Below are 13108 nucleotides of genomic sequence, written 5' to 3'. Positions count from 1 at the left end.
AGAATAGAAAGAGTTTGGGACATAACAAAATGATTGCTTCTAAGAGACGAACAATAGCTGTTCCAATCTTTTTGGTTTGTCTGAACACGTTCGTTCCATTGCGCTACGGCCACTCGCTTTCCGCGGGGAGGAACCTGAGCTTCCTCGCTGCGCTGCGGGATCTCAGTTTTCCCTCTCTTTCCCGCAGGAGTCGAGTGTCCTACGCTCCATTCCACCCTGTTTCCAACATTGTTTTCACAATCAACAAAAAACCTGAACGATTAAAAGTGAGAAACTCTCAATCGTTCAGGTTTATCATTAGCTGAATTACTTATGTCCCAGCCTCCTTTTCTATTCACTTTGACAAAGTAGTCTCTTTATATGTCTGCACCGATGTACTAAATAAAAAGATACATAGGAAAATTAAAAACAATACAGAACTAATAATGACAAAAAAGCTTAATCCTTCAAACAATCCGATAAAGGTTCCACCTAGGTACGGTCCCGCTAAGCTTCCAACGCTAAAGGCAATTCCACATAGCAAGTTACCTGTTGGTAGCAGCGAGCTTGGCATGAGATCCGTCATATAGCTAATTCCTAAGCTAAACGTAGAGCCAAGAAGCATACCTCCGATAAACAAACAAGCTAACAGTGGAATCGTTGTTGCTTCTAGTAGCGTTGCCAGTAAAAACGCTCCAGAGCCTAAAAACAAAACCCAGTGAAGAACAAACTTTCGTCCATGTTTATCACTCAGCATACCAAGGGGAAGCTGAAATATAATGCCACCGACTGCAAAAGAAGTCAGCAGGAGTGAAATAAATTCTACGTTTAGGCCAATTCGTAATCCATAAATAGGAAAGATACCATTTAGCGAAGACTCTAGAAACCCATAGCCGAGTGGTGGTAAAAAAGCAATCCAGCCGTATTTGATGGCTTTGGAAAAGCGCTTCATTGTTGCAGTAAAAGACATTGTGCTTACTTCTTCGTCACCCGTTGGAATCTCATTTTTTAATAAAAATAAAAATACCCATGTGACTAAGCAAATGAAAGCTGAAAAAATAAATGGTAACGTTTCACTCACGTTAACTAAATTGGCCATTAAAGGACCGACTGCAAAGCCAATACCAAAAGAAAGGCCGTACAGTGAGATGTTGCGTCCGCGCTTATCTACAGGTGAAAAGGCTGTAATCCACGTTTGCGTTGCAAAGTGAAGAGCGTGATCCCCAATTCCAATCGCGAGACGAAGCAAGAACCAAAACGTAACGGATTTCCAAAGCGGAAACAAAAAGAGGGATAAAATGACTAAAGCTCCTCCCCACATAATGATAGGTTTGTAGCCATGCTTTCGTAAGAGTGGCTCCATAAATGGAGAGGCTAATAAAATACCAATGTACAGTCCAGCAGCGTTTAATCCGTTTAAAGTCGATGATACCCCATCTTTTTCAAAGATAATGGCAATGAGGGGTAGAAGCATACCTTGACTAAAGCCAGAAATTGCTACTAGACTAACCAAAATCCAAAATCGTGTTCGCAACGTTTTGTTCATATAAGTGACCTCGTTTTAAGATGTTTTTTCTCCACGTATAATCCTATAGAACCTATCTGAAAATGACAATAAGCGAACTTAATTATTTGAGTGTTATTCCATTTCGTGATATAACGAAGTAAAACCCTAGGAGGTATTTTAAAATGGAATTTAAAATGCAGGAAGTTGGTTTCTCAACAGATTTACCGTTTGGAAATTTGCAGGTGGCAGGAGATGATGAATACGGCTTTCGTCCTTTTCAATTAATGGTTTCATCCATTGCGGTTTGTAGCGGTGGCGTTCTTCGCAAAATATTAGAAAAGAAGCGCATTGCGGTTAAAGATATTCACATTTCAGCAGACGTGACGCGCAACGAAAAAGAAGCAAATCGCATTGAAAGCATCCATTTACACTACAAAATTAGCGGGGAAAACCTTCCGCACGATAAAATCGAAAAGTCAATTGAGCTTGCTAGAAAGAATTGCTCAATGCTTCAATCTGTTATTAACAGCATTGAGGTAACGGAATCATTTGAATTAGTCGCATAAGCTTGCCCCTCTCAGATTGAATTTGAGAGGGGTTTTTTTTGTTTCCGTAATTATTCTTGTGCTGTTTCATGTAAAATAAAGGTTCAATTTTGACTAAAATCCATCTATAATAAAAAAGATGTTTGGAATATATTTCTATATATTGTGAGGTAACACGTTTGGAAACCTAGGACTGGGACCTAAAAAGAAGAGGAGTTTGATATCATTTGGTTAAATTAAAAGATTTTACGATTGATTTTGACTGTACGAAAGGGATACCTTTTTTCCAAGTTCATCAGAACAATAGAATTCGGTTTGATCTTTATGAAATATCGCTGGCTGATTTTAAAAGCATCATTAACGAAGTCTTTCAGGAGAGAAAAGACATCAATGCTATTTTTATTTCGCAATATATTTTCAATGGAAAGCGCCAATCAGCTAAGTCCAAAGTTGGTCGAATTCTGCAGCTGAATAATTGGCAAGAACACGTAGTAGCGGAAGATGAAAATAATGCAGTTGTCTATGCTTCTATCAAAAAACTAAGTTCTATCGATGTTTATAATTATTGTTTAAGTATCAGAAAAGGAAGAAGACCAGCGTATATCTCATTTTATTCGAATGACTATTTGTTATATGTAAGTACCGATGTTATTGATGTTATTTCCAATGATACTACTAACGTCGCTAAGTTAAAAGATGACTATAAAGGCTTGTATGATACGTATCATGAACATCAATAAGATACGCACCAACTTATATATAATAGGTATATAGAACTAATAAAAGATTGAAAGAAAAGGAAAAGACAAGTAAGATAGATTTGATTGCTAAAGGTTTCTTGAGATACTGATAGGACTATCGGTTGGTTTTAGGGCTTTGATTCGAAATACCAACTTTATCAATGTATAATTCAGTATGAATGAGATAATCGATGTATAGATAAGGGAGGATTTACCATGGGATTACTTATAATTATTTTATTAGGCATAGCTATTTTATTGCTTATTTTATCTTTCAGAAAGACAAAACAATCACAAACTCATACAGACCAGCAGTTAGAACAGCTGACGTTAACAATTGGACAAGAAATGAATGAATTGAATGATCGCATCCGCACTCTTGAAATCGATGCGGCGATTACAGCAGAAAAATCAGGCGTATTAGGTCTAGAATCACCTGAACGCAAAGACCTTCGCAACATGATTGATATGCATAAGCGCGGCTATTCATTTGAAAGCATTGCAGGACGAATGAAAGGCTATACGCAACAAGAAGTGGAACAAATGCTGGCTCCTTACACGAAGAAGAAAGATGAAGGGAGCATGATGGCATAATGACACCGAATACGCTACGCAGCTTTGCTATGGGTTTACTCGTTGCAGCAACCGCAACGGGCATTGTGTACTTGCTTGAGCCATCTTCAAAGCCAGCTTCTAAAGAGCTATCACAAGAAGAGATGCAAACGCAGTTAGAAGACAAGGGGTTTGTTGTCCAAACACAAGACGAACTGGACAAGCAGTTAGCTGATGCGAAAGCAGAAGCAGTGCAAGCAGTTGGAAAAGAACCGAAAGAAGAAAAAGAAGAGCAACCAAAAGAAGAAGAGGCGGTTTATCGTACGATCATCAATGTGTCATCTGGTATGACGGCAGTTGATGTTGGTGAGATTCTTGAAAAAGCTAAAATCGTAAAAAGCGGCTTTGAGTTCTACAAAAAGGTAGAAGGTCAAGGTGTGGAAAACAAACTTCGTCCAGGCACGTTTGAAGTTGATAGCGGCATGACGGAAGATGAAATGATTGCTGTGATTTTTAAAGGGTAACAAGAAAACTCTCTTAAGTAAAACTTAAGAGAGTTTTCTTGTTATGGTTGATTGAAGGGCTTGGCTGTTTCACTCACAATAGTAGGCTATTGTAGTGGTCTGGAAGTAACTTCTATATAAATTGTACATTCTTTGTACTAAAAGAAGCAATTGGGGTTTTTTACTAGATATCAAAACATATTATGTAACATACAACTCTCTTTGTGAGAGTTCTTAGCATATATTTTCATAACTTTAAGGTTATTATTTGCCATCAATAGGTTCTTTCTTCCCGTTTTATTACGCCAATTTACTTCTTCTCCTTAATCCCGTTACGATAAATATAGATTCGATTTATAAACTATATTTTTCATATAAGGGGGATTCAAATGAAAGCAAAAAAACATTTGCTAAAATGTGCTTTAGTAGCTGGTGTGATAATTTCTACCTCTACACCTTACGCTGCTTTAGCAAAAGAGCCAAGTATCACGATGAGTGAAGCGGAACAAGTACTAAATAATTTATCAAAAGAACAAAGAGAAGCTTTACAACAACTTGAAATTGGACCTGGCTTTATTATTTCACCCGATATTAATACTACAACCTCAGAAAACGTTGAGATTATCGTTGAGTTTAAGCAAGATCCAGCAAAAGTAGAAGTGAAAAAACAAATGCTTAATCAAAAGAAAATCTCTTGAGGTACTGCAAAACAAAGAGTTGAACAGTCACATAAAGAATTCAAAACGTATATAGATCAATTAAAAACTAAGAAAAAAAGGCGGTATACGATCCAAGTAAGATTAACGTGAAACATGAGTATAAAAATGCCTTTAATGGTGTAGCAATGAGCCTTCCTGGAGCGGCAGTTGAAGAATTATTGAATTCTGGAGAAGTAAAAAGAATTTGGAGCAATGTTCAAATTCAACTTGAACTTCCTAAGTCAAAAGGGGAGAAAGCTACTCCTAAAATGATTGACAACATTCCACAAATTGGAGTAGATAAGCTTCATGATGAAGGAATTACAGGTCAAGGTATTAATTTTCAAATGGTTATATATGAAATGAAGGACGATAATGAGAACTACTATACACTAATTGAAGAAACTATATTACCCTATTATCAAAAAAATAGGTTATTTTATTCTTGTTGAGCACTATGAAAGAAAGCTTTTTTACTACTACTCTGAAAAGGGAGATTTAAAGAAGGCAATGAAAATAGCTCATTCTTATATCGGTTCAAAAACAAGCTTTTATAATCACCATTAAAACTATACATAAAACTAGCTATATGTTACTTCTACAAATAAAAAGGTAAGCCTTTTCATCAGCTTACCTTCTACTGTCCGGTAGATTTTATCTTTTTGTTTAAGAAACAGACTGTTTTTTTGGTAGCTTAGGATTAGTAGAGATTTGAGTTTGTTTACTAGTAAGTGAAATAGTAACAAAAGAAATAAAGCTCGTAATCAGTCCGTAAACGATAGGTTCGGTGGCTGTAATACCTTGAACAACCAGTCCGATTAAGATGACTGCTGCGCTTAATAGAATAGAGAAGAAAGCAGCTTTGGACGTTGCCTTTCTCCAGAAGAAGCCAAATACAATTGGAAAGAACAATGAACCAGATAGCACTGCGTACGCCACATCTAATGCGACAAGAACGTCTTGAATCCATACAGCAAAGATCATGGTCACAACACCGGTAGCTAAGGTAGTAAAGCGAGATGCTTTTAAAAATATTTTTTCACTCATAGATGGGACAAGGGGCTTGATAATGTCATTGACGATTAAAGTAGAAGAGGCAAGTAGTGTTCCTGATGAAGTTGACATTAACGCAGATAATACGCTAGCAAGTACAATGCCTAAAATACCTGTTGGTAATGTTTCAAGAGCCATACTTGTAAAAGCTGTTTGTGGATCGTTTAAAGCAGGGATGGCTACAAAAGCACACATACCAATAATGCTAATAGCAATTGCGTAAAATAAACTATAAATACCAGCTCCTAAAGTCCCTAAACGTGCTACTTTTAATGTTCTTGCAGTAAACAACCGTTGCCAAATGTCCTGTGCCACCACCATTCCTAAGCAGAATAGTAGAAAGTATTGAAAAATTTCCATTCCTCCAATGCTACTAATACCAAAATAAGAAGTAGGGAGCTCTGCTTGCAAATTGCTCCAGCCGCCAGCTTTGGAAAGACTCATTGGTAACATAATAGCAAAAATCCCAATTGTCATAATAATGAATTGAACAATATCGGTCATTGTAACGGACCACATGCCCCCAAGAATAGTATAAGAAAGAGCAATAGTTCCTCCAATTATCATTGAAAACGTGAGATTCCATCCAAGAAGAACGTGGAGCACTGTTCCCATTCCAATTACTTGAGTTACTGATACCATCATTGCATAAATAGCCGCTACTAATGCGCTAATAACACCTGTTTGTGCATTATAGCGCTCTGTTAACATTTGACTAATTGTTAACACTTTTAACGAAAAAATCTTCTTTGAAAAAAAGATTCCCATGACGACTATTCCTAAACCAAGCATGGCAACTAGCCACAGTCCTGATAACCCAAATTCATAGCCAAGCCTAGCTGTTCCTATTGTGGATGCTCCTCCTAAAATCACGGCTGCTAAACATGTAAGATACATGGTAAACCCTAGGTTTCTGCCTGCTACGATATAATCTTCAGACGTTTTTGCTCGTCGAGAGCCTAAAATACCAACAAAGATTAACAGTAAAAAGTAAATAATAATAACCAAACCATCAACTGTATTCATCGATTCGCTCCTTTAGTAGAAGGAGAGAAGAAACTCTCTCCTTGGAATTAAGAATTCTATTATTCTACGGATTGAAACTCTTTTTTTGTTTTGGTTTTTTTCGCTAATGCCACAAGCGTCACAAATTCATAAAGAATGTTAGCAGCAGCAGCTGCTGTAATGTCTCCATGATCGTAGGATGGAAGTACTTCTACTAAATCAAAACCTACAAAAGATAAGCCTTCAAGCCCTCTTACAAATGCCAATGCATCATCAATCGAGGCGCCTGAAACCTCTGGGGTTCCTGTTCCTGGCGCAAATGAAGGATCAAGAAAGTCAATATCAAACGTTAAGAAAACAGGACCTTCCTGTACACGAGTGTGAATCTTTTTAAGCATGGCTTCTACACCGTGTTTTTTATAATCATTTGTAGAGTACACGTCTAACCCTAGATTACGCGCATCTTCTAAATCTTCAGGTCCATACAAGCCGCCGCGCATTCCGATTTGCATGGAACGGGAGACGTCTATTAGACCTTCTTCAATAGCGCGGCGAAATACAGTACCATGATTATATTTTTTATCAAAGTAAGTATCCCATGTATCAGAGTGAGCATCGAATTGTAAAAGAGCTACAGGACCATGCTTTTTAACAATTGCTCGTAATTCTCCAAGCGTAACTGAGTGATCACCGCCAATTGAAATAGGAATAATATCTTTATTAACAATCTCTGTAATTGCTTCTTCGATATTTACGTATGTCTCCTCAATATATCCCGGAACGACATTAATATCACCGTAGTCGATACCAGAGACATAATCAAAAATATTAATGTTTTGTTCTACGTTATACGGACGAAGTAAAATAGAAAAGTCTCTTACTGCTTGAGGACCGAAGCGGGCTCCAGTTCTAAATGATTGACCTGAATCAAACGGAATACCCGTAATGACAAAGTCCATATCATAATCAAGCTGTTCAATATAAGGTAAACGCATAAACGTACGTGGTCCACAAAAGCGAGGAGATTCAAATGAGTTTTTTGGTTCATACTTAGCCATCAGTAAATCGCTCCTTTAATTAAATAGATTGTCCTTTCTTTTTTATATTGCAAATACTGTGCCAAGTTTAAAAACCTTAAAAAAACCTTATGAACAGCATCTTGATGCTTAATCCATAAGGTTGATTTGATTCAAAAATGAATTTTTTACGGTAATTTTAATTCATTTTTGAATTAATTTGATATTTGTGTAAGCGTCTAACAACAGTTGCTTGACTCATTTCAAGCTCTTTAGCTATATCGTATGTAGTTTTATTTTCCTTGGCAGCTTTTAGTAAAAAGTGCTTTTCTACTTCAGCTAAGGCCTCTTTTAATGTTAGGTCTTGGTTTAGGTAAATCGAATTTTTATGCTGAACAGGTGTTTCAGATGTGTGAATACCATACGAGAAATCTTCATTTACATGAATGATATCAGTAGGAGAAGTGACTACGAGCCGTTCAACGAAGTTTTCCAATTCCCGTACATTCCCTGGCCAGTCATAACCACTTAAATAATCAATGGCTTTAGGATTAAATGACTTTTGAACATAATACTGCTCATTAAAACGATCTAAAAACATTTTTAGTAAGCTATAAATATCTTCTTTGCGTTCTCGAAGAGGTGGGATGGTAATAGGAATTACATACAGACGGTAAAATAGATCTTCTCGGAACGTACCGTTTTTAACTTTTGCTTTTAGGTCTTGATTGGTAGCTACGACTAAGCGAAAATCAATCTTTTTTGTCTTTCCTCCTCCAAGACGTGTAATTTGTTTTTCCTGGAGTACTTTTAGCAACTTAGTTTGAATATCAAGTGGAAGTTCGCCAACTTCGTCTAAAAAGAGAGTACCTTTATCAGCTTGTTCGATTAACCCTTTACGGCCTCTATGGTTAGCACCAGTAAAAGCACCGCTCTCATAACCAAACATTTCAGATTCAAATAGAGAGCTTGGAATAGCACCGCAGTTAACTTCAATAAAAGGACAAGCTTTTCGCTCACTGTTTTGATGCAAAGCGCGAGCAAAGACAGTTTTTCCTACACCGGACTCTCCTAAAAGAACGACATTAGCATCACTTGCAGCTACTCGCTCAGTAAGTTCCCAAACGTGCTGCATGTTCTTACTTTTAATTACCATGCCATTTCGAATTATTTCTTTTTCTTTGAGCTGTTGAATCTCAACTTCGTATTGCTTAAGTTGCTGTTGAAGATGTTCATAATCTTCTTTTAATCGTTTAAGTTCTGTTAAATCATGAGAGAAGCTAACAATTCGATACAGGATTCCTTTTTTATTAAAGATTGGGATGCCAGTTGCCATGATTAATCCACCGTCTTTGTTTCTTTGCATCAGCTGAACTTTCTTCTTTTTCTTTATAACGGCCAGCGTAACAGAAGGTGAGAATACCTGCTGTTTTTCAAGTTCATAAGCAGATTTTCCGATAATAGAGTTAGAGTCGTATCCATAGATTTCTTTACAGTTTTTACTTGCTTTTAAAATAATTCCATCGCTATCAGCTATCACTATATTATCATTTGAAGCATCTAAAATAGCTTCCATTTCCATCATTAGACTTTCATAGTGTTCAGACATCATTCACATACCCCTTTGTGGAATGGTTTTTATATAGAATTTTCAGTTTATTAAACTATTTTATATATCTTTTTAGGGAAATGGCAATGTCTTTGAAAGAAGTGAACTTATTACTTTAGGCTGGTGGATAAAAATATTGAAGCATCTTGGTTCATGAAAATACGTTCACCGTAATGAAAAGTGTGAATTGTCGTTGATGCAAATCCAACTTCCAGCAACAATTCTTTTAGTTCGCTGTGAGAGAAGCCATTATGAACTTTTGGATGACTAATTTTAGAATTTTTATCAAAATCCACAATAATGAGCTTGCCATTGTCATTTAAAAGAGTGAATAATTGTTGCAACACTTGCTTAGTTTCTGGAATGTGAAGAAGAACAAGTGACATTAAAACAATATCTGCTTTAACAGTAGGTGCTTTCTTTGTGAAGTCTGCACAGAGCGTTTTGGCATTTTGAATATCGTTATAGGCAATTTTACCTTTTGCAATATCGAGCATTTGCTCAGAGGAGTCTACTAATAAAGCGGAATCGACTAAATCCGTTAGTTCTAAGCTGACAAGTCCCGTTCCACTTCCGTAGTCCAGTAATGATTTTGATTGACTATCTTTTAACTGAGTTTTTACCTCTTTAACAATAACCTTAGCTAATTCTATTCGGTCCTCGGTATCATATCGTTTGGCCATTTGTTCAAATGGGTTATTTTACATATTTACCTCCATCTTTTATAACGTTAGATTGTATTATAGCAAAAGAATAAGGGGCAATACATGTATCTGCTTTGGTCAAACTAGCAGGTGATAAAAACCAATGATATACTTTCAATTATACTTACGCATTACATATACTAATGAAACAGAGGGGAAACAGATGAACATTACACAACGCTTGTTTGGAGAACTACACGGTCAAGAAGTGATGGCATACACGATGACTAACGATAACAATATGTCCGTAACGTGTATTAGCCTAGGAGGCATCATTACTAAAATTCAGGTGCCAGATCAAGCTGGAAAGGTTGAAAACGTGGTACTAGGTTATGATTCAGTAGAAGGCTACCTTCATAACACGGCTTACTTTGGGGCAGTTGTCGGACGGGTAGCAGGAAGAATCCATCCAGCTAAAGTGGAAATTGCCAATAAGACGTATGAGCTTTCAAAAAATGAAGGGGAGAAGCATCTTCATGGTGGAGACAAAGCGTTTAGCCACGTCATTTGGAATGCTGAAGTGAAAGAAAATCAGGATGAGGTAAGCGTTAAGTTTACATATGATAGCCCAGACGGTGAAAATGGGTATCCAGGTAATTTAAAAGTCAGTGTAATGTATACGCTTACGAACGAGAATGAGCTCAAATTATCATATCAGGGGATTTCAGATCAAGATACGCTGCTGAATATGACGAACCATACGTACTTTAACTTAAGTGGAAACGTCAAAAGAGACGTTTTAGAGCATGAATTAACAATGAAGAGTGATGCTTTTTTAGAGCTTAACGATATCATGCTTCCTACGGGTGAAAAAGTAAACGTAACGGATACTGCGTTTGATCTTAGAAAAGGGAAGAAGGTTCGAGCGGGCGTAGAATCTCAGCATCCTCAAAATGTGAAGGTTGGCAATGGCTACGATCATCCGTTTTTACTGAGCGAGAATCAAAACGAAGAAATAACGGTGGTTGATTATGATAGCGGGCGCAAGCTTATCGTAGAAACAGACCAGCCGTGCGTCGTGTTATATACGGCGAATATGCTTGAAAATACAGGCATGATTCGCGATGTGAAAAGTCATGAATACCTCGGTTTATGCTTAGAGACGCAGAATTTACCAAATGCTATTCATCATGCAGAATTTCCGTCTATTGTATTAGAAAAAAACAAAGTTTACTCTGCAAATACGATGTATCGATTTGCGACGGTTGAGAGTTAACTATTAAAAAGCTCTGCGGGATAATGCTTCACCGCAGAGCTTATTTTTGTTGTTTTTATTGCTGAACGTAAACAGATACGGATCCACCGTTTACTTGGAAATTCCCCCATCCATCTGTATTAATCGTAATCTTATCTGTTCGATTACCTGTAATGTCGTACCAAACCTCACCAGCGTTTTGTTTTCCAACATACATCCATTTTGATCCGCCAGCTCCATCTGTAACAAGCGTTGCGAGACCAGATTTTTCTTTTGTGCTGTCTCCTTCTCGCGTCCAGCCAATTACGTCCCGGTGGTCCATATAATTGTGCTGCGTACCGTATGCGTAATCTTTACGAGCTTTTAATAGAGGCTCTATCTTTGTTTTTAAAGCTGGGATCTCATATGAACTGTTTCCTTTTGTACCGTACATGTCACCGTAAAATATGCTTGGGTAACCTTCTGCTCTTGTTAGGATAAACGCATAGGCTAGCGGTTTAAACCAAGGCTGTACAACGGATTCTAGGGACTGACCTGGCTGTGAATCGTGATTTTCAACTAACGTTACGGCCTTTGTTGGGTGTGCAGCAACAACCGTTCCGTTTAATAAATTTCTCATATCGTAATTTCCACCAGACTGAGAAGCATAATGGAAATTGTAGTGAAGAGGTGCATCAAAGACAGAATGGTTATAGTTTACCTTTGCTAGGTAGTTATTAATGGCATTCACATCGTTTTGCCAGTACTCTGCCACTGTAAACATTTCTTTTCCGGTTTTCGTACGAACATGGTTGACCCAATCCCCTAAGTAGGAATGCTTAATATGTTTCACTGCGTCTAAGCGAAAGCCGTCTAAGCCGACTTCGTTTGCGTACCATACGCCCCAGTTCTTCATTTCGTTCCTAACATCGGGGTGATCAAAATCAAGGTCAGCATACATTAAATAATCATAGTTGCCGTTTTCACTTGTTACTTCCCAGTCCCACGCTTTTTCTGTTCCACGGAATTTAAAAATGCGGCTGGCGTTTCGTGATTGATCCCAGTCCGTTCCATCAAAATGATACCACTGCCATTTAAATGGACTGTGCGTAGTCCCGCGACCTGGAAAGTTAAAGCCAGTCCACGCTTGGATGGTATATTCATCTGAAGTTTCTTGATTTCGGTTAGAAGGGTTTACTTCAACTGCTGTTACGTTTTCAGTATAGTCAGCGCCACCTTTATGATTCATAACGACATCTCCATATACTTGAATGCCGTTTGATTTGAGAGTACTAACCGCTGATTTTAATTCTGCTTTTGTTCCGTACTTTGTTCGAATCGTTCCTTTTTGATTGAATTCCCCTAAATCATAGAGATCATAAGCGCCATATCCAACATCATTTTGGCTTGTACCTTTATAAGCAGGAGGTGTCCAAACAGCCGAAACACCTATGCTTTTTAAGTATGCCGCATCATTGCGCAATCGGTTCCAGTGTTGGCCATCATTGGGCACGTACCATTCAAAGTATTGCATCATCGTTTCGTTTTGCGCTGCTGCTTCCGCTTTATGATTCGGTGCAACCGTTGGCACAAAAATCAATAAAGCAAGAAGTAAACTAAACCATGTTCTTGAACTTTTTGTTCTCACATTTCCATCCCCTTCACTTTTTTATAAACGTTACCAAAATAGTGATACTACGTCAAGAAAATAGACACAGATTTCTACCGCACTTTCGCTTGGTAGCCTTCATAAAAAAGTTTAAATTTATAAGATTTAAACTTTTTTATGAAGGAGAAATCAAGCTGCGAATTTCCTGTACATTTGTTCAAATTCATTCGGTGTGCAATACCCCAATGTCGAATGAATTCGCTTGGAATTGTAAAAGAACTCAATGTATTCAAATAGTGACTTCTTTGCTTCTTCTCTCGTTTTATACTTTGTTTGGTAAACAAGCTCTCGTTTTAGAATCCCGTGAAAGGACTCAATACAAGCGTTGTCGTAACAATTTCCTTTCCGGCTCAT

General features: G+C 37.5%; 15 protein-coding genes. 7 read left to right on the top strand and 8 right to left on the bottom strand.

Going from position 1 to position 13108, the window contains the following annotated elements:
* The coding region (locus tag AS180_RS22890) for a hypothetical protein (protein WP_139109237.1) at positions 1 to 215 on the bottom strand (215 nt) is incomplete at its 3' end.
* A 119-nt stretch (positions 216 to 334) separates the two neighbouring features.
* The gene (locus tag AS180_RS19375) at positions 335 to 1525 is read right to left on the bottom strand and encodes an MFS transporter (RefSeq protein WP_025907504.1); all 1191 of its coding nucleotides are present in this window, start codon (positions 1523 to 1525) and stop codon (positions 335 to 337) included.
* Positions 1526 to 1668: 143 nt separating this feature from the next.
* On the opposite strand from AS180_RS19375, the gene AS180_RS19370 reads away from it, so the two are divergent.
* The 6 genes from AS180_RS19370 to AS180_RS19345 all read left to right on the top strand — a co-directional run bounded on the left by AS180_RS19370 (position 1669) and on the right by AS180_RS19345 (position 4976).
* On the top strand, positions 1669 to 2052 hold the full coding sequence (locus AS180_RS19370; RefSeq protein WP_025907503.1) for an OsmC family protein: 384 nt from the start codon (positions 1669 to 1671) through the stop codon (positions 2050 to 2052).
* Positions 2053 to 2258: 206 nt separating this feature from the next.
* On the top strand, positions 2259 to 2771 hold the full coding sequence (locus AS180_RS19365) for a hypothetical protein (protein WP_025907501.1): 513 nt from the start codon (positions 2259 to 2261) through the stop codon (positions 2769 to 2771).
* 216 nt (positions 2772 to 2987) lie between these two features.
* Positions 2988 to 3365: a hypothetical protein gene (locus AS180_RS19360; RefSeq protein WP_025907500.1), complete on the top strand. Its 378-nt coding sequence runs from the start codon at positions 2988 to 2990 to the stop codon at positions 3363 to 3365.
* Entirely contained in the window at positions 3365 to 3847 is a 483-nt protein-coding gene (locus AS180_RS19355; protein WP_062687336.1) for a hypothetical protein, read from the top strand. The genes AS180_RS19360 and AS180_RS19355 overlap by 1 nt, the downstream gene beginning before the upstream one ends.
* 368 nt (positions 3848 to 4215) lie before the next feature.
* Positions 4216 to 4524 (top strand): hypothetical protein, encoded by a 309-nt coding sequence (locus AS180_RS19350; protein ID WP_062687335.1) that lies wholly within the window; start codon positions 4216 to 4218, stop codon positions 4522 to 4524.
* Between the two features lie 101 nt (positions 4525 to 4625).
* The gene (locus AS180_RS19345; protein WP_082636423.1) at positions 4626 to 4976 is read left to right on the top strand and encodes a protease inhibitor I9 family protein; all 351 of its coding nucleotides are present in this window, start codon (positions 4626 to 4628) and stop codon (positions 4974 to 4976) included.
* Between the two features lie 214 nt (positions 4977 to 5190).
* On the opposite strand, the gene AS180_RS19340 is transcribed toward AS180_RS19345, so the two are convergent.
* The 4 genes from AS180_RS19340 to AS180_RS19325 form a co-directional block, all read right to left on the bottom strand.
* Positions 5191 to 6603 carry a sodium:solute symporter family protein gene (locus AS180_RS19340; RefSeq protein ID WP_062687333.1) on the bottom strand — a complete coding sequence of 471 codons (1413 nt, stop codon included), beginning with the start codon at positions 6601 to 6603 and terminating at the stop codon, positions 5191 to 5193.
* A 59-nt stretch (positions 6604 to 6662) separates the two neighbouring features.
* The gene (speB, locus tag AS180_RS19335) at positions 6663 to 7640 is read right to left on the bottom strand and encodes an agmatinase (protein ID WP_062687332.1); all 978 of its coding nucleotides are present in this window, start codon (positions 7638 to 7640) and stop codon (positions 6663 to 6665) included.
* A 157-nt stretch (positions 7641 to 7797) separates the two neighbouring features.
* Entirely contained in the window at positions 7798 to 9207 is a 1410-nt protein-coding gene (locus AS180_RS19330; RefSeq protein WP_062687338.1) for a sigma-54 interaction domain-containing protein, read from the bottom strand.
* Positions 9208 to 9317: 110 nt separating this feature from the next.
* Positions 9318 to 9890, bottom strand: coding sequence for a class I SAM-dependent DNA methyltransferase (locus tag AS180_RS19325; protein ID WP_226373001.1), 573 nt, complete (start codon positions 9888 to 9890; stop codon positions 9318 to 9320).
* Between the two features lie 184 nt (positions 9891 to 10074).
* On the opposite strand from AS180_RS19325, the gene AS180_RS19320 reads away from it, so the two are divergent.
* A complete protein-coding gene (locus AS180_RS19320) occupies positions 10075 to 11127 on the top strand; it encodes an aldose epimerase family protein (RefSeq protein ID WP_062687337.1) in 1053 nt (350 codons plus the stop codon).
* Between the two features lie 55 nt (positions 11128 to 11182).
* On the opposite strand, the gene amyS is transcribed toward AS180_RS19320, so the two are convergent.
* Positions 11183 to 12733, bottom strand: a complete 1551-nt coding sequence (amyS, locus tag AS180_RS19315; protein WP_062687331.1) for an alpha-amylase — start codon at positions 12731 to 12733, stop codon at positions 11183 to 11185.
* Between the two features lie 150 nt (positions 12734 to 12883).
* Positions 12884 to 13108, bottom strand: a 225-nt coding sequence (locus AS180_RS19310; protein ID WP_062687330.1) for an IS3 family transposase, incomplete at its 5' end; no start/stop codon positions are given.

The organism is Priestia veravalensis (assembly GCF_001457055.1).
GTDB classification, from domain to species: domain Bacteria; phylum Bacillota; class Bacilli; order Bacillales; family Bacillaceae_H; genus Priestia; species Priestia flexa.
This window is presented reverse-complemented; position numbering and strand designations above follow the sequence as displayed.